Origin of the sequence: Propionicimonas paludicola (genome assembly GCF_002563675.1) — a bacterium.
In the GTDB taxonomy this organism is placed as follows: domain Bacteria; phylum Actinomycetota; class Actinomycetes; order Propionibacteriales; family Propionibacteriaceae; genus Propionicimonas; species Propionicimonas paludicola.
The window spans coordinates 3,238,619-3,262,476 of sequence record NZ_PDJC01000001.1 but is presented as its reverse complement, the minus strand read 5'-3'; the positions used below and the strand labels follow the sequence as shown (position 1 = coordinate 3,262,476).

At 64.9% G+C, this 23,858-nt stretch carries 22 protein-coding genes and 1 tRNA gene; 10 read left to right on the top strand and 13 right to left on the bottom strand.

The window, feature by feature from the left end; translation table 11 throughout:
• Nucleotides 1–331: 331 nt before the first annotated feature.
• A complete protein-coding gene (locus tag ATK74_RS15100) occupies nt 332–592 on the bottom strand; it encodes a TetR/AcrR family transcriptional regulator (protein WP_098461816.1) in 261 nt (86 codons plus the stop codon).
• Nucleotides 593–693: 101 nt separating this feature from the next.
• On the opposite strand from ATK74_RS15100, the gene ATK74_RS15095 reads away from it, so the two are divergent.
• The 6 genes from ATK74_RS15095 (at nt 694) to ATK74_RS15070 (ending at nt 6,817) form a co-directional block, all read left to right on the top strand.
• Nucleotides 694–2,124 (top strand): MFS transporter, encoded by a 1,431-nt coding sequence (locus ATK74_RS15095; protein ID WP_098459133.1) that lies wholly within the window; start codon nt 694–696, stop codon nt 2,122–2,124.
• A gap of 144 nt (nt 2,125–2,268) precedes the next feature.
• A complete protein-coding gene (locus ATK74_RS15090; protein ID WP_211283226.1) occupies nt 2,269–2,880 on the top strand; it encodes a TetR/AcrR family transcriptional regulator in 612 nt (203 codons plus the stop codon).
• Nucleotides 2,877–3,659 carry a patatin-like phospholipase family protein gene (locus ATK74_RS15085; protein WP_098459131.1) on the top strand — a complete coding sequence of 261 codons (783 nt, stop codon included), beginning with the start codon at nt 2,877–2,879 and terminating at the stop codon, nt 3,657–3,659. The genes ATK74_RS15090 and ATK74_RS15085 overlap by 4 nt, the downstream gene beginning before the upstream one ends.
• A 35-nt stretch (nt 3,660–3,694) precedes the next feature.
• Nucleotides 3,695–4,447: a glycosyltransferase gene (locus ATK74_RS15080; protein ID WP_098459130.1), complete on the top strand. Its 753-nt coding sequence runs from the start codon at nt 3,695–3,697 to the stop codon at nt 4,445–4,447.
• A 266-nt stretch (nt 4,448–4,713) separates the two neighbouring features.
• Entirely contained in the window at nt 4,714–5,658 is a 945-nt protein-coding gene (locus tag ATK74_RS15075; RefSeq protein WP_169923659.1) for a tyrosine-type recombinase/integrase, read from the top strand.
• Nucleotides 5,659–5,668: 10 nt separating this feature from the next.
• Complete coding sequence (locus tag ATK74_RS15070; RefSeq protein WP_098459127.1) at nt 5,669–6,817, top strand: D-alanine--D-alanine ligase family protein; 1,149 nt, start codon at nt 5,669–5,671, stop codon at nt 6,815–6,817.
• Here ATK74_RS15070 and ATK74_RS15065 read toward each other — a convergent pair.
• The 3 genes from ATK74_RS15065 to ATK74_RS15055 form a co-directional block, all read right to left on the bottom strand.
• Entirely contained in the window at nt 6,785–9,280 is a 2,496-nt protein-coding gene (locus ATK74_RS15065) for an AAA family ATPase (RefSeq protein ID WP_143483508.1), read from the bottom strand. The two genes, ATK74_RS15070 and ATK74_RS15065, sit on opposite strands and share 33 nt — an antisense overlap.
• 254 nt (nt 9,281–9,534) lie before the next feature.
• Nucleotides 9,535–10,101, bottom strand: a complete 567-nt coding sequence (locus ATK74_RS15060) for a YbhB/YbcL family Raf kinase inhibitor-like protein (protein ID WP_098459126.1) — start codon at nt 10,099–10,101, stop codon at nt 9,535–9,537.
• Between the two features lie 14 nt (nt 10,102–10,115).
• On the bottom strand, nt 10,116–11,531 hold the full coding sequence (locus tag ATK74_RS15055; RefSeq protein WP_098459125.1) for an MFS transporter: 1,416 nt from the start codon (nt 11,529–11,531) through the stop codon (nt 10,116–10,118).
• Nucleotides 11,532–11,617: 86 nt separating this feature from the next.
• Between ATK74_RS15055 and ATK74_RS15050 the strand changes: the two genes are divergently transcribed.
• Entirely contained in the window at nt 11,618–12,067 is a 450-nt protein-coding gene (locus ATK74_RS15050) for a MarR family winged helix-turn-helix transcriptional regulator (protein ID WP_098459124.1), read from the top strand.
• Nucleotides 12,068–12,803: 736 nt separating this feature from the next.
• The gene (locus tag ATK74_RS15045; protein WP_098459123.1) at nt 12,804–12,992 is read left to right on the top strand and encodes a hypothetical protein; all 189 of its coding nucleotides are present in this window, start codon (nt 12,804–12,806) and stop codon (nt 12,990–12,992) included.
• A gap of 6 nt (nt 12,993–12,998) precedes the next feature.
• Here the strand turns inward: ATK74_RS15045 and ATK74_RS15040 are convergent, their stop codons facing one another.
• Both ATK74_RS15040 and ATK74_RS15035 read right to left on the bottom strand, forming a co-directional pair.
• Nucleotides 12,999–14,591 (bottom strand): hypothetical protein, encoded by a 1,593-nt coding sequence (locus ATK74_RS15040; protein WP_143483507.1) that lies wholly within the window; start codon nt 14,589–14,591, stop codon nt 12,999–13,001.
• A gap of 207 nt (nt 14,592–14,798) precedes the next feature.
• Entirely contained in the window at nt 14,799–15,623 is an 825-nt protein-coding gene (locus tag ATK74_RS15035) for an Nmad2 family putative nucleotide modification protein (RefSeq protein ID WP_098459121.1), read from the bottom strand.
• Nucleotides 15,624–15,744: 121 nt separating this feature from the next.
• On the opposite strand from ATK74_RS15035, the gene ATK74_RS15030 reads away from it, so the two are divergent.
• Nucleotides 15,745–16,569 carry a hypothetical protein gene (locus ATK74_RS15030; RefSeq protein WP_143483506.1) on the top strand — a complete coding sequence of 275 codons (825 nt, stop codon included), beginning with the start codon at nt 15,745–15,747 and terminating at the stop codon, nt 16,567–16,569.
• On the opposite strand, the gene ATK74_RS15025 is transcribed toward ATK74_RS15030, so the two are convergent.
• The 3 genes from ATK74_RS15025 to ATK74_RS15015 form a co-directional block, all read right to left on the bottom strand.
• The gene (locus tag ATK74_RS15025) at nt 16,566–17,006 is read right to left on the bottom strand and encodes a DUF488 domain-containing protein (protein WP_098459119.1); all 441 of its coding nucleotides are present in this window, start codon (nt 17,004–17,006) and stop codon (nt 16,566–16,568) included. The genes ATK74_RS15030 and ATK74_RS15025 overlap by 4 nt on opposite strands.
• 270 nt (nt 17,007–17,276) lie before the next feature.
• Entirely contained in the window at nt 17,277–18,359 is a 1,083-nt protein-coding gene (locus ATK74_RS15020; protein WP_098461813.1) for a hypothetical protein, read from the bottom strand.
• A gap of 196 nt (nt 18,360–18,555) precedes the next feature.
• Complete coding sequence (locus ATK74_RS15015) at nt 18,556–19,893, bottom strand: hypothetical protein (protein WP_211283398.1); 1,338 nt, start codon at nt 19,891–19,893, stop codon at nt 18,556–18,558.
• 484 nt (nt 19,894–20,377) lie between these two features.
• Between ATK74_RS15015 and ATK74_RS15010 the strand changes: the two genes are divergently transcribed.
• The gene (locus tag ATK74_RS15010; protein WP_143483504.1) at nt 20,378–21,022 is read left to right on the top strand and encodes a hypothetical protein; all 645 of its coding nucleotides are present in this window, start codon (nt 20,378–20,380) and stop codon (nt 21,020–21,022) included.
• Nucleotides 21,023–21,205: 183 nt separating this feature from the next.
• Here the strand turns inward: ATK74_RS15010 and ATK74_RS15005 are convergent.
• The 4 genes from ATK74_RS15005 to ATK74_RS14990 all read right to left on the bottom strand — a co-directional run bounded on the left by ATK74_RS15005 (nt 21,206) and on the right by ATK74_RS14990 (nt 23,795).
• A tRNA-Ser gene (locus ATK74_RS15005) sits at nt 21,206–21,293 on the bottom strand.
• Between the two features lie 126 nt (nt 21,294–21,419).
• Entirely contained in the window at nt 21,420–22,469 is a 1,050-nt protein-coding gene (locus ATK74_RS15000; protein ID WP_098461809.1) for a hypothetical protein, read from the bottom strand.
• Entirely contained in the window at nt 22,469–22,975 is a 507-nt protein-coding gene (locus ATK74_RS14995) for a SigE family RNA polymerase sigma factor (RefSeq protein ID WP_098461806.1), read from the bottom strand. Before ATK74_RS14995 ends, ATK74_RS15000 begins: the two co-directional genes overlap by 1 nt.
• Nucleotides 22,976–23,069: 94 nt before the next feature.
• Nucleotides 23,070–23,795, bottom strand: a complete 726-nt coding sequence (locus ATK74_RS14990; RefSeq protein WP_098461804.1) for an AAA family ATPase — start codon at nt 23,793–23,795, stop codon at nt 23,070–23,072.
• Between the last annotated feature and the right edge of the window lie 63 nt (nt 23,796–23,858).

Here is a 23,858-nt window from a genome sequence, read left to right as displayed (position 1 = left end):
CAGATGTCGCCGCACCTGATCGCTAAGCGATGCCCCATCCTGCGCGGAGGCGAGTGAAGAGCTGGCCGACGGTCGCTCGCGGATCGGCATCCTGGGCCGCGATCTCCGGGATCTCGAGAACGTATCGGGCGAGCGCTCGGACATTCACGTCCTCGGGACGGCGGGACTCCTCAGCCAGTGCCGACCTCAGGACGGGCTCGCAGGCTGCCCACCGCTTCTGGGCGTAGGCCCGCAGCGGCGCGGTCTCGGCAATCAGTCGCTGGACCGGGGTGGCGGCGTTTCCCTTCCGGAAAGGGCCACGACTCAGGATGAAACGCCTCGACCGCGTCCATCACACTCGCGCCGTCCCCACGGGTCTGAATCGCCTCGGCGATGGCGGCCGCCGGTCTTCGTCCTGCTCGAAGACGAGTGCGTCCTTGCCGTCGGGGAAGTAGCTGAAAACGGTGGCAACCGACACCTCGGCCGCTCTGGCGATCTCGGAAAGAGTGACGTTCTCGTAGCCCCGCTCGATGAACAACCCCAATGCGGCGTTGCTGATCGCCTCACGGGTACGGAGCTTCTTGCGCGTGCGCAGGCCCACCTCGTCGGTCACGGCATCACCCTACCAAGATTCCTGAGTTGACATCATATCTGTAACGGTTCCAATATTAGAGCGATGCCAGCCTTGGCGGGCCGCTAACCGGAAGGAACCCCATGGACACCACGCTCGAACCAATAAAGGAGCCAGTCGGCGCCACCTCGCGCGCCGGCCTGTGGGCGATCCTCGCCGTCGTCCTGATCGCCGACATGCTCGACCTGATGGACTCCACCCTCACCAACATCGCCGCGCCGACGATCGTCGCCGAACTCGGCGGTGGGGCCGGCTTGCTGAAGTGGCTCGGGTCGGCCTACGCGCTGGCGCTCGGCAGCCTGCTCGTCCTCGGCGGACGCCTGGGCGACCGCTTCGGCCAACGCCGGGTGTTCCTGATCGGCATCACCGGATTCACACTGGCGTCGCTGGCCTGCGGCCTGGCCTGGTCGCCGACAGTTCTGGTCATCGCCCGCCTCATTCAAGGAGGCTTCGGTGCTCTGCTGATCCCCCAGGGGCTCGCGATCATGACCGCCGTGTTCCCGCGCGACTTCAAGTCGGTCGCCTTCGCCACCTTCGGGCCGATGATGGCTCTGGCATCGATCGGCGGACCCATCCTGGGCGCCTACATCGTCAACGCCAACTGGTTCGGACTGTCCTGGCGTCCGATGTTCCTGATCAACATCGTGTTCGGCGGCCTGGGGCTCGCTCTTGCCGCGAAGATCCTGCCCCGCATCCCGGCCGACCCCAAGGTCGTCCTGGACGCGCCTGGTTCCGTCCTGCTCAGCCTGGCCGTGCTCGGGACGATTGCCGGCCTGATCGAGGGCCCGGAGCTCGGCTGGGGCCCATGGCCCCTCTCCTTGCTGGCGATCGGGATCGCCGCCTTCGCGGCTTTCGCCGTCCGCCAGGCCAAGGCCGCCAACCCGCTCATTCTCCCCTCGCTGCTGCGCAACCGCGGCTTCACCGCGGGCCTGCTGGCTGGGCTCGGCTACTTCGCGGTCGTCACTGGAATGGCCTATGTCGTGTCGCTGTTCTGCCAGCAGGCACTGCACCGCGACCCGGTCCAGACCGCACTCACCGGCATCGTGCCGATGTCGGTCGGCATCATCGTCGCCTCCTTCATCGCGGCACCCCTGATCGGCAAGCTCGGTCGCAACCTGGTGGCCGCGGGCGTCCTCACCACAGCCCTCGGCGCCGGATGGCTGTGGCTCACCGTCTATAGCAACGGGCTCGCACTGGGAACCTGGGATCTGGTGGGGCCGATGGTGGTCACCGGCCTCGGCATGGGGCTGACCTTCGGCACTCTGTTCGACATCGCCGTGGGCGACGCGTCCCCCGACGAGGCCGGCTCGGCCGGTGGCAGCCTGTCGGCCGTCCAGCAACTCGCCGGCGCGATCGGCTCAGCCGTGATCACCTCGATCTGGTTGGCCTACGGCACCGACATGGCCCACGCCATGCAGGTCTGCCTCATCGTGGTGGGAATCGTCTGCCTGGCCGTCCTCGCCATCATTCCCCTGCTTCCCCGCACGGCAGCCAACGCCGGCCACGGCGAGTAGCGGCCCCAGCCGTCCGAGCGTCGCCGGGGCTGATCGGAGGCACCAGGCCTGACCGACCGCAGCCACCCACGGGAACGCACTGAACTCGAGGCCGCGCCACCGACCTGGTTGACAGAAGTGATAGCTCACTATCAAAATGAGAGTGTGCTATCGGATACCACTGGACCCTTGCAGGCGCTGCGCGCCGACGCCGCCTCCAGCATCGGACGGATCCTCGCGGCTGCCCGCGAGGCACTGCGGCGTCCGGGATCGACCACGTTGAACCTGATCGCCAAGGAGGCCGGGGTCGGCATCGCCACCCTCTACCGGCACTTCCCGAACCGGGAGAAGTTGGCCGAGGCGGTCATGGAGCGGGTGTTCGTCGAGGAGGTTCGTCCGCTGCTCACCGAGTTCTGCGCCTCGGACGCGTCCCGGGACGATCTGCTGTCGGTCGCCGAACGCCTGGTCGACCTGCTCGAGCGGGAGCGCGGCGTCGTCGAGTCGATCGGCAACATCGCCTCGGTGACCAGCGAGTTCCTGGCCCGCGACGAGGAACTGCGCGACACCATCGCTCGGGCGCAGGCCGCCGGCAACCTGCGTCCCGACCTCGATCCCGATGACGTGCCGGCCCTGCTCGCCATGGTCACCGCCGTCCCCGGACTGCTGGATACCGACCAGGGCACTCGCCGGCGCTACCTGAGCCTGCTTCTGGACGGCCTGAACCCCACCCGGGCACAGGAGTTGCCCGGACGCCGCGCGGTCGAGGCGAGACGATGACCACCCCCGGGCTGGGCCTGGCCCTGGGTGGTGGCGCCGTCCTGGGTGCCGCGCACCTCGGCGTCCTGCAGGCCCTCAACGCCCGTGGCCTGTACCCCGAGGTCGTCGCCGGGACGAGCGCCGGCGCCCTGGTGGGTGCCGCCTATGCGTCCGGGACGCCGCTGGACGAGATCGAGGAACTCATGCTGTCCAGCAGCTGGGCGGCGGTCGGTCGACTCACCCTGACCCCGCGGCTCGGGATCCTCGACTCCCAAGCGCTGAGCGAGACCCTGAGCCGGCTGGAGACCGTGCAACGCATCGAGGAGCTGCCGATCCGGTTCGGTGCGGTGGCCACGGACGTGCGGAGCGGCAAGACCGTCGTGATCACCAGTGGATCACTGGCCGACGCATTGCGGGCGAGCGTCGCCATTCCCGGACTGTTCCCGCCGGTGATCCGCGACAACGAGGTCCTGTACGACGGCGGGCTGCGGGCGAACCTCCCGATCGAAGCCGCCCGACAGCTCGGCGCCCGCTGGACCATCGCCGTCCGGCTCAGCCCGGAGTGGGTGGCCGCACCTCCCGGCACCGCCGAGGCCATCGCGAAGCTGGAGCGCGAGGCGTCCACCCTCACCATCCGACCCGACCTGAGGGGGCTGTCGAAGTGGTCTCCTGCGGACGTCCCGCAGCTGATCGAAGCCGGACGCGCAGCCGCAGAGGACGTCCTGCGCAACTTCCACTCGTTCGACACGATCGGCGACCACTTGGTCGCCGGCCGGCTGGCCGACCGCAGCGCCGCTTGACTCACCGTCGCAACGACGAGGAAAGGAGCATCGCCATGACCCGGACTGACCCGATCGCCTTCAGCATCGTGATTCCGACCCTGAACGAAGCGGAGCTGCTTCCCGGCCTGCTCGCCGACCTCGAGGCCCAGGAGTTCCGCAGCTTCGAAGTCATCGTGGCCGATGCCGGCTCGACTGATCAGACAGTGGAGATGGCCACGTCCGCCGGGGCTCGGGTGGTTGCCGGCGGGATGCCCGGGATCGGACGCAACAACGGCGCCCGCGCGGCCACCGGCGCGTTCCTGGTGTTCCTGGACGCGGACGTCCGGATCTCCCGGACGTTCCTGGCCGACCTGCATGAGCAGCTGGAGGGCCGGTTCCTCGACCTGGCCACCTGCCAGATCGTCCCGCTGTCGGACAGCTCGCTCGACAAGTTTCTGCACAGCGCCTGCATGGCCGTGATCAAGGTCGGACAGTACGTCGACCCGCATGCGCCGGGGTTCTGCATCGTGATCTCGCGCCGGCTCTTCGAGCGGGTCGGCGGCTTCGACGAGTCGCTGCGACTGGCCGAAGACCACGACCTGGTCCGGCGGGCCAGCCAGTTCCGTCCACTGCGCGTGCTGGACGAACCGCAGGTACAGGTCAGCGTCCGGCGCCTGGAGAAGGAGGGACGCCTCAAGCTGGCCACCAAGTACGTCGGCGTCGAGCTCTATCGGGGCCTGGTCGGCGAGATCCGCACCGACGTCTTCGACTACGAGTTCGCCAACTTCGCACCCAAGCTCACCGCCGGATCCCGCTCGAAGGGCTGAGCCGCAGCACTGCCTTCTCCTGAGGCTCCAGTTACTCGCTGACGCGAGTGGTTGAGGCGACCCCGAACTGGGTTCGCATCGCGTCCTGCGGCCGGCGTTGTACGTGTTCACCATCAGCCAGTTGCGCCCACCTGTGCGCCAACCGGTACATCCTCGCGTGAGAAGCCATGGCCGTTTCACCTTGTCGCTGCGCGATTGCCGATTGGCGCCCGCGAGAGCAGGGGTCCCCGGTCACCGATCTCAACACATGAAGGATGGATTTGACGATGCAGACCAGCTCCGCGGTCGAGCAGTACCTAGGTTGGTACCGGATGACGAAGGACCCGTCACCGCACACGGCACGCGCATACGACTCCGATCTGACGCTGTGGCTGCGCCAGATGGACGCGGCCATAGACACAACTGAACTGACGGCAGGCCACTTCCTTAGGTTCCTACAGGGGCAACGCCAAGCGGGGCTCACCTCTCGCACGATCATGAGGCGCTCGAGCGCACTCCACGGCTTCTACTCCTGGATGGTGGACCGCCAACTCGCGCAGCCCGGACTGTGGGCGTCGGTCGATATTCGCCCAGGCGGCGGATACACACTGCCCAAGGTCGCTCGCAGCGGTGATCTGGAGACGCTCCACAGCTACCTCCGCAAGCAGCTCCGCCGAACGGGCAGCCTCCACGGCGACATCCGGGAGCAACCTGCCACCGCAACCACGCTGCTGGCTGTCAGCCTGATGCTCGTCACCGGCACGCGCGTGAGCGAGACTGCGACGATCACGTGCAAGAGCATTGACCTCACAGCGGGAGCGGTGCGAGTCCATGGCAAGGGACAACGCGAGAGAGTGGTCTACATCGTTGGCCCGTGGCTGAAGAGGCTGATCGATGAGTACCTCGGGTACCGCGACTCGGCGGGTGTCACTCACCCCTACCTGCTGTTCAACAGCAGCGGGAACCCCATCACGGCCGAGACGATCCGCTGGCGCATCAAGCGCGCCGCCGAGCAAGCCGGCATCGAGCAGCCAGTGACGCCCCACATGCTCCGCCACGCTGCAGCGACCCAACTCCTCGAGGCGGGAGTCGACATCCGCGTAGTTCAGCGACTGCTCGGCCACGCAAGCATCACCACGACCGAGATCTACACGCACGTCTCGGACACCGCTCTGCACCGCGCAGTCACCAACGCCGACGTCCTCACCCAGAGGTTCCTCCACGATAATTGAGGATTATCTGTTGTCAGCGAACAATGAAGCCGCTGGTGATGGTCGGGCGGCGGTCAAGGCCCTTATCCGGCGGATGGAGCGTGAAGCACCCGAGCTTGCACTCTTTCTCGTCTACGATCGGCCGAGCCGCGCGGGGGAGCGCCCCGGTCTTGAGCGAGCGTTCTTCACTCAGCGATGCGTATCCGATGAGCAGTTGAGGCAGACGGTGGAGGCGTTCCGCAGCATCGGGGCCTACGTAGAGTTGTTCGAGGGTGAGCGGGAGTTCATCGGTGCTGCGGCATCCGGCCGACTCGGCTCACTCCAGCGGCGCATGAAGGTCGTCTACAACGGCATTGAAGGCTCGATCGCGCACGACGCGTTCATGCCAGGACGCAAGGCACTAGTGCCCGCCGTCGCAGATTCATACGGGTTCCTCTGCGCCAACTCGAACGCCTACGCCTGTGCGCTAGGTCGCCACAAGTTCCACTATCTGAGCCTGCTGAGCAGTCTGGGACTGCCCACGCCTCGCACCTGGCACTACCGCAAGGAAACCGGCTGGGCCGGCGGCCATTCACCCACAGAGGGCCTGAAGGTCATTGCGAAGTCGACCTACGAGTCGTGGTCGGTTGGCGTAACGGACGAGTCGATCTTCCTCGCTGACTCGACCAGCACGAACCGGGTCGCGGCAATCGCGGAGCGGATCGGTCAATCCGTGACCGTGCAGGAGTTCGTCGCGGGGCAAGAAGTCTGCGTTCCCGTACTCGCGACACCCGAGTTGATGGGTACTCCCCCCGTTGTCGCAGTCCTTGCGAAGGCACCATTGGATCCAGAAGCAGTCATGACGATTGATGACAACCTGATGTCTGGCGGAGTCACGTACCAAGCGCTCACAGACCAAGACCTTGTCGGACGGCTTCACTCTCTCGCACTCCGGGCCTTCATCGCACTAGAGCTGGATGCCTTCGCCCGGATCGACTTCCGTGTCGACGAGTCGGGGAACCCCTTCATCTTCGACGTCGGAGTGTCCCCGGGCCTGAGCAGGGGCAGCTCGGCTTTCGCGTCAATGTCGCACTGGGGTTTCACTCACGAGGAGTTCCTTCGGGCGATACTGGCCGCCAGTCTGCCAGCATCGGGCATACGGACTCCCTCAGGAGTCTCGCCAGAGCTCCACCTCCGGTAGCCGGAACCCTCTTCCGTAGTTGTCCCACAACGGGCCGAACTCCACCGGATGGCGGTCGATCACATACCGATCAAACTCGCTCGGCGTGAGGCTCGCTTCCGTGAAGCTCTCGCGTAGAAACAGATGCCGACGTTCAAGAAAGCTGACGGTGGTGTAGGCGATGGCGGAGAGCGTTGTCCCAAGGCCGTCCCACACCCGCAGTACATCGAAGTCTTCGCCGGCTAAAAACCGAACGGCGGTCTCGTTGCTGCCGAGAAGGTAGACCATGCTGGGCTCAGGACTTGTGCGGGTGGCATTGAGGTGACTGCGAAGAATCTTGAACTGACTAAGCGCACCATCGAGGTCACCGGAGAGTGCTAGGTACACGGCGAAGGCGTTATGAAGATAGAAGGGGTCTTCTCTATTGCCGTGCACGGCGATGATCTCTCGTTGACGCGAGGCAGCCTCACCCGGCGTGACTCGGCCGCCGCGGAGGCTGGCCAGCAGATGATTGCCGTGCGCGTAGTCCACCCTCGGGAAGGTCCCCGGTTCGAAGTCGTCGATCAAAGCAACGAGTCTCTCATGCGCCGTGATCGCATCGTCGTAGCGAGCGTTGCAGATTAGGTTCGCCCCATAGTTCAGGAGGCACCGGTAGTACTCAAGTGGTTTCCGAATGACAGACTCTTCGTCACGCGGCGCGAAGTACTCGGCGGCGCGTCTTGTACGGCGGAGAGCGATATCCGGCTGCTCGACTGCACCGGCGCTTCTGTCGAGGATGTGGAGTTGGTCACCAGCGCTCTCGTCGAAGCCAACTCGACTCTCGAGACGGCTTCGGAGATCCCGTTCAAGCGCGCGAGCTTCGCCCTTATCTGTGGTCATTGCGAGGCCGTAAAGGAGGTGGCGCATAAGCCGAAAACCCAGGTCGAACTCCTCTGACTCGATACCCCGCCAGGAGTGCAACAGTTCCCGGCCAGACCGTCGGTTCACCTCACTCCGAGTGGCCATCAGGCACGCCGCAGCTATGCAGTCCGCCTCAGCATTGACCGAGCGTGCCAAACCTCGTGGAACGCGATCGACCAGATCAAGGCACTTCTCAAACTCGTAGGCGCCGAGAGCGATGGTTGCCTGCACCAGTGCACTGAGCGCGTCAGCTAGCCCGCCATCAGCAATGGCTTGTCGGACCTCTGGAGAGAGGTCCTCTAGGGTCCTGCTGTGATCTCGGGTGGCCTGGAGGCCCGCTTGAAGTCCTAGGACTGCAGCCTCCTTCGTCCGCTCAGCACGAAGTGCGTTGATGCAGCGGGTCTCATAGTCATCAGGCCGGAGGACCCGTAGGCAGTCCATTAGCCGCTCATGCACTTCCACGCCGTCAGTCAGTTCGGGATCGCGGAAGTACTCGCGGATGATGTCGTGCACAAAACGGTATGTGCTCGCTCCTCCTTCGATGACGCGTTCATCGCAGCACCTCCGGATCAGGCGACGCGCCTCGGCATCCTCGCCGGGGTAGGCGCACACAACCTCGGCTTGTCGGAAGGTGAGCCCGATGGTTGCCGCGATCTGCAGTAGGGAGTGGAGCTCGTTACCAACATTGCCGAGTGCGCGCACGCGTTCGCCGAACAGCTCTCGCCGAAAGGCTGTGATGCTCATGGTTGTGAGTTGGCTGGGCCCGTAGCGGGATAGGTACTCCGCCGCCCGCTGAGCCAGCTGCAGGTGTCCGCCAGTCAGCGCGTAAATGTCCTCCACCGTCTCGCTCGGCGTGCCAGCCGGCGCACCAAAAGCGGTCAGGACTTCTCGGAACTGGGATGGAACTATCTCACCTAGCTCACGGCGGCGAACCCACCTGGCGGCAAGCGCGTCGTCATGGGCTCGCGGATAGACAACGCCTTGATACTTGGCGAGAGTCTCAACAGCAATCACGCGAAGCTGAGTCAGGAAGGGATACGACTCTCGCAACTCTTCGTCTAGCAATGAGCTAAGGAACTTTAAGGAACCCGCGTCCCACCAATGCAGGTTATCGGCGATCAGGAGTAGCGGTCGCTTCCTAGACGCCCGCTCCAACACGGCTAGGGCATGCTGCTCGGCATCGCTGAAGACTCGGGAGTGTCCCCTCTTGCGGGATGGGCCGAGCCGCCTTGCGCCATCCACCACCTGAGCAAGCCCTTCGACGAGGCCCGCCATGTTCACGGCAGCCAGGGCCATCTGGCCTATGCCAGCCACGACTGGTACCGCACCCCTCCATCCCTGCGGCAGGCTCTCGAGTGCGTAGCCGAAGGGCGCGAGCGTTGAGGCGCTGCGATCGATGTCACCGACGGCAGTGAGAGTCACGCCTCCTGCGTCCTGCCAAGCAGAGCCAACCACTCTTGCGATCGTTGACTTGCCTACGCCAGGAGGCCCGGTTAGAAGCTGGATTTCATCGGCGGTTTTGAGGCCTTCCGACAACTCCCGCACGACCGTGTCGTAGCCGAGCACCTGCATGACGCTGGACAACAGATAATCCTCAATTATCTAGTATTCGCTTGCTCTCAACTATGACACGCATGGGTAATCGGCGGTGAGAGTTTGGGCCAACTCTCACCCTTGTCAGCACCGCCTGCCCTCCCGCACACCAAGGGGCACTGAGGGATACAACAGCCACGCCTGACTGCAGGCGATGAGGCGACAGTGCAGCTAGCGGAGATGAGTGCGCGCACCCGACTCGAGTGATCGCAGGGTTCCTCGCTGGCGAACGTGATTGTGTGCCGTCAGCGGATCTCGTAGGTCCCGTCCAGACGGGCGCGGGCGATCACATGTCCAGCCATGGCCTGGACGGTGTCGTCCAGGGTGAACGTGTCGGGCAGATCGATCTGCTGGTCGAGGGCGAACAGCTGAAACACGTAGCTGTGCGGGCCGTGGGAGCGAATCGGCAGCGGACCTGAGTAGCCGCGGCGACCGAGACCGCCCTTGCCGTGGCGGAGTCCACGGACGGGGCTGGGGTGAGTGAGCCCGTTCTCCGGGATGCCCTGGGCAGTGGGGTCGATGCCGAGAGTGAGGGCATGCGTGGCCGGTCGGCCGAGAGGCACATCGGGGTCCTGAACGATGAGGACGAGCTCCTGAGTGCCCGCCGGCGGCGGAGTCCAGGTCAGGGCCGGTGAGATGTTGGGTCCGCGCATCCGTCCGCGATGTCGGGGCGGGATCGGAGTGCCGTGGTCGAAGGCCGGGCTGGTCAGCACGAAGGTTCCGGGTGCCTGCAGTTCGGGCGTGGCCCAGGCGAGGGTGTGGTGTCCGGCACGCCGCTTGCGGAGCAGGACGCCTAGGGGGTTGACGGGCATGAACTGGCTTCCTTCTAGGCGTGGGACGTGGTGCCGGCGTGGCGGCGGAGGGAGCGGTCGAAGACCGTGAAAGCGACCGCGATGAGGCTGACCACGATCATGATCGCGCCGATGGTGCGGACGCCGCTGTCGGTGGCTTCGGTGTGGAAGACGATGCCGGCGATGGCCGAGGACGCGATCGAGCCGATGTAGCCGAACGTCCGCAAGAGGCCGGACGCGACGCCGAGCTGCTCGGGTGGCGCCTCGAGGTAGAGGGCGAGTTGGTTGCCGCTGGAGGCCGTCCCCAGCACCACACCGAAGACCACCGTGATCGCAATGATCCACGCGATGTTGGTGTCGGAGGTGAGGAAGGCCACGCCGATGGAGCCGATCAGGCTGGCGACGGCCGCGACAATCACCGGCCCGCGGACCAGGTTGCGCTTCGAGATCGGCGCGACGATCACCCCGGAGATGACCCCCATCGGCAGCAGGAGCAGTCCGACGCTCAGCGCGGACATGCCGCGCGCGGCCTCCATCCATTGGGTGACGCCGTACATGACCACGTAGACGCACAGCCCGACCAGGGCGAAGCGGATGTAGGTGCGGGTCAGGGCACCGTTGCGGACGAGCAGTCGCACGTCGAGGAACGGGGACGCGGCGCGCAGTTCCGACAGGGTCAGTGCGACGAACAGGACCACGGCGGCGGCCAGCATCGTCCAGTTGGGGTTCTGCAGGGAGAACAGGAATAGCAGCAGCGCGATCGTGGCCAGCCCGAAGCCGATGATCCCGGCTAGGTCGATGCTGGACAGCACGCCGCGGACGTTCCTGCGCTCCTGCGGGACGGGGTCGCGCGGGATCCAGATCAGCGTTGCGGCTAGGGCGATCAGCGCCGCGGGGACGTTGATGAAGAACACCCAACGCCAGCCGATGGTCTGCACGATCACCCCGCCGATCGGCAGGCCGAGCGCTGCGGTGGCCATCCCTGCGATCTGCAGACCACCGAGCACGCCGCCGGGCGGCTTCTCCATGCCGGTCTGCGCGGCCCGACGCTGGATCAGCATCATGGCGGACGGGTAGGCACACGACGTCCCCAGCCCGATCAACACCCGGGCGGACAGCACCATCGCCAGGCTCGGCGCCACTCCCCCCAGCACGCCGCCGAGCAGCACGAGGACGATCCCGACGACGAAGACCCGTCGGGCGCCGAACACCGCGGCCAACTTGCCCGCGGTGGGCTGGGCGATCGCGCTGGCCAGGTAGAGGGCGGTCACCAGGGAAGCGGTCTGCCCGATGGGGACGCCCAGTCCGGTGGCGATCGGGACGAGCGCCGTGGCGATCATCGAGCTGTTGATCGGGTTCAGCGCCGAGCCAATGAACAGCGGGGTGGTGAACCGCCACGAGAACGGCTTCTCCATCACGGCTGACCCTGCAGCGGCGGTGGGTGATGACATGGGTAGCTCCGAGGAAGGCATCGGTGGTTGGCGAGTCACGATGTTTAGGTGTACTAAAGATCGTCTTTTAGGTATGCTAACGATCTATGGAGACGGAAGCAAACGGAGTGGACGACGCCCTCGACGGAGGTCTCGGAGGCCAGGTCAGGTCCACGGTGGGACGGCTCTATCGCCGCTTCCGCAGCGAACGTCCCGAAGGCAGCCTCGGCGACACCGCCCTGGACGTGCTCATCTGGCTACACAAGCACGGCCCGCAGACCCTGACCGAGCTCAGCGAGTACGGCCAGGTCGCGCCGGCGTCCATGAGCCAGAGCGTGAACCGACTCACCTCCGCCGGCTACGCGATCCGCACCCCCGACCCGAAAGACCGCCGCAAGGTGCTCTTCCGCACCACCCCCGAAGGCGACGACATCGCCGCGACCACCCGCACCCAGCGCCACGCCTGGCTGGACGCCCAACTCCGCGCCCTCAACGCCGAGGACCAGCACGCCATCGCCCACGCCTGCGCGCTGCTGAGCACCATCGCCGACTCCTGAGGCTCAGCGGCCGATCCGAGCCGCCGCGACCGCCCTCGCCCGGTTGATCAACGATTTCCGTCCGGTGCCTCACTCTGCCGCGATGCGCGACCTTCACGTCGTCGCCGCCACCGTCGCTCAGACCGCCTAAGCCCCAACCCTGACCCGACGGCCCTGGACTACAAGGCCTCCGGCTCACCACGGCGCAAACAGGTCGCCGCAGACGCGGCGGGAGTATGCCCAGGTCACAGCGACGGACCCCGCCTTGCGGTCGGATGTGGGGCAGCACTCAGGCACCAACTAGCGCACGATCCGCGGCGACCCCCTAGCCGACCGGCCAACGAAAGGGTACTTGCCAAGCCCAGCCTCTGCGGTGGACGATAACCGCAGCTTCTGTAGTTGAAGCAAGACGCGAGCCGACGCACGACGTCACACTGGAGCACTTGGTGCAATTTCTCGAACTGCAACACGCGGTTCGCCTACGTGGCGAACCGCGTCAGGTATTGCAGGATGCTCACATGGTGACTGTTGGTGCGTATCAGGAACCGCAATTAGTCCGAGTTGAGTTGAGCAGCGACACACTCGCCTTCTCCCCGCGACACATTCGCGTCGCGGAACCCGCGCCAAGTTCGGCAGGAACGGCCACTCAACCCAGATGTCCGGTGTGGTCGCATGACCGAACGGCTACTGGCACCGGGGTCGCGTACCACCACCCGCGCGGTTTCATGTCGGTGTGCCCCGGGGAAGGGAACGACGCATGACCCTCGATGAGCCTGTGAAGGACCTCAAGCCAACCGAGGTGTTCACTCTGCGTGAGCTCACCAAGGGGGTGGGCGACCCCGCGACTCGCGCGAAGCTTGAGGCTGTATACCGCCGCAACCTTCGGCGAAACCGTTGGCTTGTCTCCGATATCGCCATGGTGAATCCAGAGGCCAAACCGCTCTAGCCTCCGTTAGGCACCCAGCGCGCGGTCAATCTCACGCAGCACTTCGCCCCGACTCTTGGCTGGAATCTCCTTGTCAAGGATCAGTTCACCTGCCTCCTCCAGCCACGGCATCGCTCGCTGAATGCGATCAAGGTTCCTTTCCCTTAGCGAGCTCTCGCCATGGCCGGGACCCGCTTTCACTCCCCATGTGCTGGAGACGACGACAACACCCACGGGAACTGGCCCATCACCCTTGCCATCATGCCAAAGGGGCATTCCAAACGACGTCTTCCATCTCCCTGGCGCGTCTGCACCGGCGGCGTCCAACTGCGGCGAGCCTGCGCAGAACACCCGAACCGCGAAATATGGACTCTCAAGCGAGATAGTGTCGCGACGCATAAGCTCGTGGTCGCGCCAAGTCCCAATGGAGGCCGCCCAAAGTGCCAGTTCGCGCAGATGGTTCGGGCTCCATCGCGCCCATATCTCAATCTTCAACCCTTCGTCCGGGCTGGCGCCAAGCTGGAAGCGCACCATCTTCAGATACCTGTCAAGAATGTCGTGGTGGAACGCCTGGGCTGCCGAGTCATCACAGTGCCCGGACCAACCCCTCCACCAACGCGCCAACCGTTCGTCGTACCTCCGTCGGTACCTTACGGTTTCAAGACGATCCACGTCGCCGCGCATGAGTGCCCAGGTGCTTTCGAGAAGCAGTTGCGCTACTTGTGAGTAGAAGTCCGGATTGATGGCGGTGAGCGCCAGCGCAGCGAGCCGGTCAGAGCTAAGCGCCTTTATGCCGTGGCGAACACCTGATGACGCAAGCCACTCCGAGCCTTGATGCGGCAGGATCGCATAGCGCGGTTGCAGGCCCTCAGAGCTTGAAGTAGCTATCAAACTCGAAACTAGTGGCCCGTCGCTTACTGACGAGCCCACTATCAGCAGTCGCGCAGACTCAATGCACTCAGTTAGGAACGCGGACGTGCGGGCACTCGTCATGCTGTAGGTAACCTCACCTACGACTGGAATTCCGACAGGGCGGTCGCCGTAGGGCACCGATCCATGCAGGTGCACACACGTCAGTGAGCCCGGGCTAGTGACGTTGCCGGGAAGGCCCTCGCCCTCGCCTAAGACCACCACAGGGTTCAACACCACCCGCGGAGCCAGCCCTTCCGACTGAAGATGCAACTCCTCATAGAGATAGCTGTCGTAATTGGGAGTGACAAAAAGGACTGATCCTCCTTGCCACGCAATCATCGCGGCCCACATGCTCAGCGCCTGGAGCAGCATTCCGGCCATCATGCGGCGCGGCCCATAGAGAATCGAACCAAGATCAGCTTGCAGATGACCAACCCAATTGCCCTTGTCTCGCCACTGATACAGGGCTTCAGCCGCAGTTGCCGCACGCTCGGGTCCGAGGTTCGTCACCCAATCAGAGACATCCTCCAGATTGGCATCCGTCTCCTTCCAGAACTTCCCGAGCAACTGCTGAACCAAGTTGCTCCAGCTGACATCCGTTCGGTCGATCGTGGCGCCTAGTCCCACGTAGACAACCCAGTGGTCAGGAGTACTGAGATCACGAATTCGAGCATATGTAGATTGTCTGCGGAAAAAGTGCTCGTTCACCTTGCAGCCCTAGAACGTGAATTGACTGGGATCACCAGGGTAGCGGCAACATTGAGCGGGGACCGATGTTGCGGAGCCACGAAGCTACTCGTGTCGCCCGGCGATTCAGGCAACGTGTTGGCCACTCTTGCGACACAGTCCCATTCCACTAGCCGCCCCTGCTACTGAGCGCGTGGCGTTGCTGCAAAGGCGGCCAACGCGATCAGCTCACAGTCTCGTCGCAAGAGCGCGGGTCCCGACGCCAGTTGAGCGATGTCTGTCGGAGTCGGCGTGGATCGTTGCGCATCCGCAGTCGCAGCTCGGCTGGTCGCCCGCGACGAAGCTCACCCGCCTCTCTGGATCGTCGAGCAGTTCAGCCCACTCCCCGTTGAGCAGCGCCTCTAGCTCGGCGATGGCCTCGGCGCCGTGATTCGAGCGATGCCCCCTGCCGCGGTGCAACTTCCCCTCGATCGGCAAGTAGGGCGCGTCCGGCCCGAAGTAGACGAAGTGATCCGACACCAGGACGTAGCGTCCGCCGAGGTCGTGCCACTTGTTGCCCTCGTCCTCGGCCTCACCGTTGGAGTGCGCGGACGGGGCCAGCTGGCGCGCGGTGGCCGGATCGTTGCCGGTGTAGATCGCATCCCCATGCCAGGCCGGATCAACGGACGTGGCCGGCGGCGTCCGCATCGGACGCTTCTGCGGATACTCCCGGTGGTACGACTCGAAATCGAGGACGTCGGTGACCTGCATCACGAACACCACCGACCGATGCGGACGACCCCGCAGCCCAACACCGGCCAGCCCGACCACCCAGATGTTCTGCGCTCGGATGTAGCCCGGATCTGACCTCCGCAGCTCAGTGATGTCGGCTCGTCCCGACTGACGCAGCAGCCGTCCGCCAATCGCCCTGCGGATCGCTGGCTTGCAGCACGCCAACGTGCAAACCCCGAAGAACGGATTCGGCGCAAATCCAGAGTCAGTCGCCACCACATAGCTGAAGAGCGCGTCCACCCGGTTCGGGTTCGCCGGACCCGTTCGGGCATCGTCGGCCATGTCCCAATATTGACGGAACGGGCGCCGCCGCGCGGTGCGGCGCCCGAGGTTCCTCTCCGAACTACCTGACGCGGATCCCGCATTTCGACATTATGGGTCTCATCATGATCGAAGGAGACGCATGACTGCTCAGGCAGCCCAAGGAATGGTGCAGGCCCGCATCCTCATTACCGCGAAGACCTACCCGACGCCGTCCGAGAGGCACCTCGAGACAGTGTGCACAGCCGGCGTGCGTCTTGACACGCCGCAGCCGGAGTGGGTACGGCTTTACCCGATCTCCTTCCGCCTGCTCGATTACGATCTGCAATTCAAGAAGTACCAGATTGTGGAGGTCCCGATACGCTCACGCGGCGCCAAGGACATCCGATCAGAGTCGTACACCCCTGACATCTCACGCCTCATCTCGGGCGAGGTCATCGATTCGCAGCGAGGAAAGTGGACTAGGCGTCGCGAGATGCTGGGCTCTCTGGTGGGCGCCACCACAACCTGTGCGTTGATCAGCGCTAACAAGAACCTTCCACCTCATACTCTGGGCCCCTCGCTCGGCCTAGTCAAGCCTTTGAATCCGCAAGTGAGCGTCACCAAAGGGAAGCCCTGGAATCGAGCACAGCAGCAGAAAGTGGCCCGGGCGGCAATGCCAACGCTCTTCGATGAGGATTACGTCCGCAATGAACTCGAACCACAGCCCTACGACATGCGGGTTCGGTACTGCTGCACAGATCCAGCCTGCAAGGGGCACGACCAGTCGCTGATCGACTGGGAGGTCGGACAGGCTGGTCGTACCTGGTCGCTTCGTTACCCAGCGGACGAGATCCCCGAACGCCTGCGCGCAAAGTGGCAGGGGCTCTTTTCTGAAGACAAGGATGCCCACCTTTTCGTTGGGAACCAGCTACTACACCCTCAATCCTTCATGGGGCTTGGCGTCTGGTACCCCCGGAAGACCTAGACGCAGGTCAGCTCCACTGGCATCTCCTCGGCAATGACGTCCGCGACTATTCCACGGTGACACTGGGAATGGTCACGTTCGAAGCACAACAGAGCCACAGTGCCCTCATCGAGGAGTTCAGTCACGTGGTGAATCGCACCCATAGCCTCATCCGACTCAAGTAGTTGCCGGTACAGCATCCGGGATTGAGTGGAGCCGTGCCGAAAGGCCTCACGGTTGTCTTTCGGGTTTCCGAGCTCTCTGTGATGTACGTAGCCGATCCCGGCCGCGCCAAGCGCGTCACGGAGGGCCGACTTGGAGAGCCCTCGCTTCCTGGATATCGGGGTCAGACGGACGTCGATCAGCACCTGAACATCGCAACTCTGAAGAGCGCGCACGAGTTGGCTCAAGTCCCTGCCCTCGTAGCCGATGCTCACAAGTTGGGGAGGTTCGCTCATGTAGTCATTATGACGCAAGACGGCGGTGCGAACTTGTCAGACTGGGGACGACAGCCTCGCCACCCGACCGGAGGCCGTCCACGCCAACCGACGGCCGAGCTCGCGAGGTTGACACGAGCCCGCCACAGGGGCCAAACGACGCTTCTCATCGAACGGCTGTGATTCACCTTGGCGCCCGCGTGTCCACCCAAAGAGCCAAAGACATCCGGCCTCAGCGCGCAGCCGTGAGCCGATTGATGCCCGGGGAAAGGCCCCGTCTCCAGGAGGTCTTCATGCCGTGAGGGCCTTGCTGACGGCATCTGGTATCTCCGCCGCGGAGCGCAGGAATGCGGCGAGCCAACGACGGTGTCGCTCGCCAGATGCGAGATCGTGGCCGCAGATTTGTAGAAGGTCCGGTGCAATGTGTCTTCGCTTCACCAATCGCTCGTGGATCACTAAGTCGATATGGCGGGGCAACTCACTCAGCGTCGACTCTTCTGCGAGTCGGTTGATCAGTTCGACAAGTTGCTCAGTCCAAGGTGGGGGTGCGGGCTCGAAGGCACCGACAGACTCCGCCTTCAGCGTGGCATCAGCACCAGCAGCCGACAGTGCCCGAGCAACATACATGTCAACTGCTTTCGATAGCGTTCGCATCGCGTGAGCCGGAACGAGCCCTTCGGCCAAGCGGTCCTCCACCTGCTGGCGCCAATCTCGGGGGTCGGTTGAGCGAGCCAGACCTACCAGCATGACGATCTGGAGCCCGAGCACAGAGATCGCTTCCGCGTACAGCCAACGCAGCGCCGCCTGGTCGTCATCGTCGAGCGTTGGCGTCCACCACTTTCGAAGCTCGGCGATGATCCCGACGCAGCGCTTCGTTGCCTGCCACGGAGAGACGAACCAGATCTCCGACCGGAGCGACCAGAAGGCGCGCTCGAGAACTGGCTCCTTCTTGACTGCGAAGTGAGTGGATGCAGTCGCCTGCCATGCTTCCGGGCCCTGGCTTCCAGCATTCTGTTGCATCTCAGCGAGGTCTCGTTGCTCCCATCTTCCTAGATCGCCGGTGCTAAGCGCGGCGACGTCGAGCGTCCTAGCAAGGTCACGAACTCTCTCGGACGGTGGCGTGGCGGTCAGCAAGATCGCGTGGTCAGCGCGGACAATTCGCTGTAGCCCAGCCAACCAGATGACGCGGTCCAGTGGCTTTGGGGCCGACTTCCCGGTCCCGCTCTTCGCCTCCCCGATCAACTTGACGGACTTCATCTGCGGGGTGAACGAGTACGCCAGAAGATCCAGGTCCGTAATCAGCAACGGATCCGGATAGTAATGGCGCTGAAGGTCGACCCCAGCCCTTACGTAACTCCCCTGCCAGAAGCACATTCGGGCGAGCCGCATCTCAAGCTCGGCGCCGGCACTGAGCTTCGCGGGAGCTGCATGCTCAAGGCGGCGACCCGTAACGCTGGCTGCAGCGGGAGCTCGATGCCCAAGCCGAGAAAGGTGTGAGCGACCACTGCCTCTCGTTCCAGCCGAAGCGCCACCGGGGGCAACCAGATCATCCATTGGCAAGGAGTTCTGCTCAGAAGTCGAATCGGGCAGCACGCTGGGCCTCCTGTCGGGCTTCTCGAAGCTTAAGTATCGCTGCGCCGGTGATCTCGTCGGCCTCCCGCTGATCCCCAATCTCTGCTCGGTCCGCCTCTGGCGTCTTCCAGTTCGACGGGGGACGCAACGGCTCTAGCGAACCCCTCACGCCTGAGTCCGCGGATTGTGATGCTTGGAGCCAAGCAAGGCCACCCTCAATGATTTCAGTCTTCACGGCGTCCAGATACGCCCGCCCGCCGGAGCCAGATCGTACAGAAACGATTCCGTGGGCCTCCAGCAGGTGATAATCGGTCGAGATGTTCGTTGCTGGACCGACAGAGCCCCGATTCACCAGCGCATTCACGAGAACGGTGGGGCTCTGGATACGCCCCATGCTCGTCGCTGCCTTCTCGTGACCGTAGAGAATGTGGGCAACGAAGAGCTTCCGCTGGTGCAGTGCTTCCGTTGTTAGGAGACGGTCGTCCTGCGACTCCTGGATCGGCGAAAAGACGTACGTCTGTGGTGAGGCGCCGGCAGCGCTGGACTTCACCGTGACGGCCTGCAGGAGCCCTACCTTCCGAGCAGACTTGAGGATCGAGGAATCGAATGCGCCATAGCTGTTGAGCGCTAGCCCCGGCCTGGCAGATGCCAACTCGCACATGCCGAGCAACGAGTCTCGCTCGCCGCTGGGCAGCGACCGCAGAAAGCCCGCAATGTCGACTGCCTGCGCTCCGCCTCCCCAGACATTGGGGTTGTAGACCACATCCTCGCCAAGCGCCGCCGATAGCACCTTGCAGTTGATCCCCGAGGCGAGCGTCAGAGCAAGCGCTGCGTCGGCGACTTCATCGACATAGCCTCTCCGCGAGATCTGGTCCGCATGCTGTGACCGGGTCAACGGTGCCCAACTAGCGATCTCGGTGCTGTGAAGAACTGCCTGCTCCAACTCCGTAGGATTGTATTCGCTCAGCACGCGGAGTGCTTGGTCGATTACTCGTCCGCTTAGGCCGACGAACTCCTCGATCGAAGCCAGCCTCCCGTCGACACCCCAGGAGTAGTCGACTAGATCCGCCCGCTTGAGCGTGGGCAGCACTTCGTGCTGAAGCCGATGCGAGCCTATGCCCGCGAGGGTCGCAAACTCGATGGCCATATCAGCGCTGAGGCCCGCTCCAAAGCCACGGAGACGAACGGCGAAGTCCATGGCGTCCGCGGCTGCCGATAGCTGCCCCAATTTGGCCTTGACCACCGGTTCGTTAATGGCCGCGAGCTGCTTGTGCACATAAAACAGAGCCCTGCCCAACCTCGCGTCGTTGGTTGGTTGCGGCGGTGGGGTGATCACAGAGGACATCTTGCCCTGCCGACCGCCGCATGCGCTGGATCTCGTGCCTTCAGGTCGCGAGTGGGGTGGCGGGATGTGGCGATTACCCGCTCGATGCGAGCGGGTAGCACTGCGTCCAAGGTTCCCAATATGAACCTGCCGAGGACCTCGGCATACACAAAGCGGCTCGTCACAAAGTCCTGAACGACCGGCATGAGTCTGGGAAAGCCGCGGTGCGGAATCTCAAGCGGGCTTCCATCGGACCGGGCTGAGTCGAAGGCCCTACTTCCGACGGCACGAAGAGCCCTGGGTTCCTGCGACCGGCCCGGCGTCGGGTCAGCCACCACACGGGCGACACTTCCCAGGCCAGCGAAGGTGGCCAGGTCGGCCTCGGTGCACGCACCGAGTTACCACCGCTGCGGACGCCGCGCGATGCTTGCCCGGGCTGCGGGGCGAGCTCTGACACCATCGGCCCAACTCCCCGTCCGCTGGCATTATGTGGATCGTGGACCTGAACCAGGCAGCAGCGAACTTCCGTCGCGCGATCGTGCACGCCGACAACCTGGTCTCTGTGCACCGGCATGCCGGAGGCGGCGGGCGCGGGCGTCGCACTCAAGAGACCTCGATCAACCGGGCGGTGGTGGTGATCACCGTTGCGACGTGGCAGGCTGCCGTCCAAGACATGGTGTTGAGCTGCGCAGCAATGTCGGAACCTCCAGCGGCGGATCCATTTCTGCCCGCTTACAAGGTCATTGTCGGCCGGGTTCAGTCGGAAGTGGGCGCCTTCTCCACTCCGAACGCGCAGAACACGCGTCGGCTTCTCCAAGGAGTGGGTTTCGACCCGCGGCAACACTGGGCTTGGCGCCAGGCTGGTGGTCGCGGTCAGGGATCGATTGCCGTGCAACCGTCTGATGTTGAAGCCAGGATCGACCAGTGGCTCAAGGTGCGTCACGCGATCGCCCACGGACATGAGCACCTTCCAGCGGTCCGTGTTCTCCAGTCAGTTCGTGCTTCCGCCAGCCCGCTCGCGGATCCGCCGCTCCGTTTGGTCGACGCCGAGCAGTGCCTTGTGTTCTTCAAGCGCGTGGTCGGGCTCACCGGTGATGCTCTCGCCTCACATCTCGGTGCAGCAGCGCCGATGTGGGCCTAGGCCCCCATGGGCGGCTCTCGCCGGCACACCCTGCGTGGGTTGCTGGGGGGCGGATCAGTCCTTGCGTGGAGGCGGGCGACTGACCTGGCCCGGTTGCGATTGGGACAACCCCTCCGCGGATAACAGCTGGGCCAGATGCCTGAAACGCTCCTCCCGTGGTCGGAGCACGCCTCCCTAGCCAACTGGCGGAGGATACGAGATTCGAACTCGTGAGGGCGTGAACCCAACCCGCTTTCCAAGCGAGCGCCATAGGCCTCTAGGCGAATCCTCCGTCGGCGATGATACCGGCTGAGCGGCGGAGAACTCCAACCGAGCGAAACCCCTGGTCAGACGGACGCCCTGAGCCCCCAGCCCACCCCAGCGCCCGCCGACGCTCGCAGGTGCACCGATCAGACCCCTACTCGGGGCGCGGAGTCTCCGTGTAGGTGTAGCCACGGTCGTCCCGGTAGGTCACTGACGTCACCAGGTTGCCGGACTGCGGAGTGCCGATCGCCATGATCACGTCCCAGCCGTCCAGGTGGTACCGCTGCGAGTGCCGGACGCCGGGGGCCAGCTTCGTCCGGATGATCGTCGAACCGTGGGGCACCAGGCACACCTGTAGGGACTTGGTCGGCCCCATGGCGGGGTCAGGGGCGTCACAGTCCAGCACGAGCGCCCCGCGCCGGAAGGAGTTCACCATGTCGTTGATCTTGTAGCGCAGAACGGTGTGCGTCTGATCCAGGTAGAGCCAGCCGTCGAGGCCACCCAGCGCCACATGCACCTGCGACAGCCGCTTGCCCGTGCCGTCGAAGTGCTCCCCGGACGGGCTCTCCCATTCCAGCCGGTCGATCGTCGGAACTCGACCGTCGTCGTAGTAGGCCACGTACAAGGTCGCATCCACCCCGGGCAACGGCTCATAGAGGATGCCGGGGGTGTCATCCCAGGCGAAGCTCATCGGCGCCCAGAGGTGGACTGCCCGGTGGGCCAGCACTCCGATCCGCAAGTGTTGCCCCAGGTCCGAGGCGACGTCGAAGGGCCGATCTGCGGTGGCCTCACCCGTCCAACTCTGCAGAAGCGCCCCGGAGGGGCTGTACCGAAATAGCGTCACCGTCAGCCCGCCCGCGGACGGCACCGCCGATCCCTCCACCCGGGCAGTCACCCCCGCATTGGAGGACAGCTCGATGCGCGCCCGGTCCTTCGCTAGCGGGGACGGGTCCTCCGTGTCCACCACCGACGGGGACGGCGTGGCGACCACCGGGGCCGACCCGTTCGGGCGCAGCGGCGCCAGGCCCGTCCAGCTCAGCCAGCCGACCAGGGCCAGTGCGAGCCCACCGGCCACCGCGCGGGACCGCCGGACGCGCCGCAGCCGCTCTCCGGGAGCGAACAGCGCCTCCGCCTGAACGGTCGGACGCACCGGCTCCGCCACCGCAATCAGGCCATCCCGCAAGCGGGTCTCCACTTCGTCCATCACCGTTCCCCCTCCTTGATCGGGGTCAGTTGCTCACGCAGCATGGCCAGCCCGCGCGAGCAGGCCGACTTCACGGTGCCCACGCTCACCCCGAGGGTGCGGGCCACCTCGGGCTCAGTCAGATCGTCGAAGTAGCGCAGCACGATCACCCGCCGCTGATGGGGCGAGAGCGTCCGCAACAACCGGACGATCTCGTCCCGATCGTCGACGCCGGCCTCGGCCGAGCCGGACGCCGCGAACTCGGTCAGCTCGACCGACTCCGGGCCACGGCGCCGCCACCGATCGACGCTCAGATTCACCAACACCCGACGGGCATAGCCGCGGGCATCGTCGGGACGGACCCGCCACCAGGCCGCATAGGTCCGGGTGAGCGCCTCTTGAACCAGGTCGTTGGCAAGCTCGGCGTCACCGCAGAGCAGGAAGGCGGTGCGGGTCAGATAGCCGACCGACGCGTTCACGAACTCGGTGAACTCCGCCTGCCGCTTCGCGGTCGCTTGCCCGGCCATTAGCTGCCCTTCTTCCATCCTCACCTTGCCCTACGCAGGGGCCGGCCGAATGGTTGAGCGCGAACGCGGAACGCCCGGACGGGCTCAGTTGGGCCTAGTCAAGGCCGAAGTAGCCCGGGTCGGCCAGGAATCGCCGGTAGAGGGCCACGGTGAGCAGCTGATCCCAGCGGCGCGGCTCGAAGCCGGTCTCGTCCAGCTCGATCAGTTGAGCCGCTGGAATCGCGGCCAGGATCGGGGAGTGGGTGGCCAGCAGCACCTGGATCCCGTCGCTGCGCAGCTCACGCAGCTGATTGGCCAGCGCGATCTGGGAGAGCAGCGACAGACCGGCCTCGGGCTCGTCCAGCACCAGGAAGCCACCACGTCCGGCCATGTGGCCGAGCTTGGTGGTGAGCAGCTCGCGGAACGCCTGGCCGTGGGAGTACTCGTGATACGGACGCTCCGGATCGGCCGGCGAGGGATGCTCCTCCAGGTAGGTGAGCAGCCCGTGCATGGTCTCGGCCCGCAGGAAGTAGCCCCACTTCGAACGGGCCAGGCCGCGGGTCAGCTGCAGGTGCTCGTGCAGCCCCGACTCGCTGGGCCGCGAGCTGTGCTGAAAGTTGGTGCTGCCGCCCTCGGCATTCAGCCCGTAGGCCATGGCGATGGCCTCGACGATGGTCGACTTGCCGACCCCGTTCTCCCCCACCAGGATCGTCAGCTCCGACAGCTCCAGGCCCTCGGCGGCCAGCTGGGCCACCGGCCCGAGCGTGAACGGCCAGCCGACCTGCTCCACGCCCGGACGCAGCCGCACCTCTCGCACCGGGAGCGAACTGAACGCCGTCACCTCACCGAGGGTAGGCGCTGGCACCGACAGCGCCCCCGGGGGTGGACGGGACGCTGTCGGTCA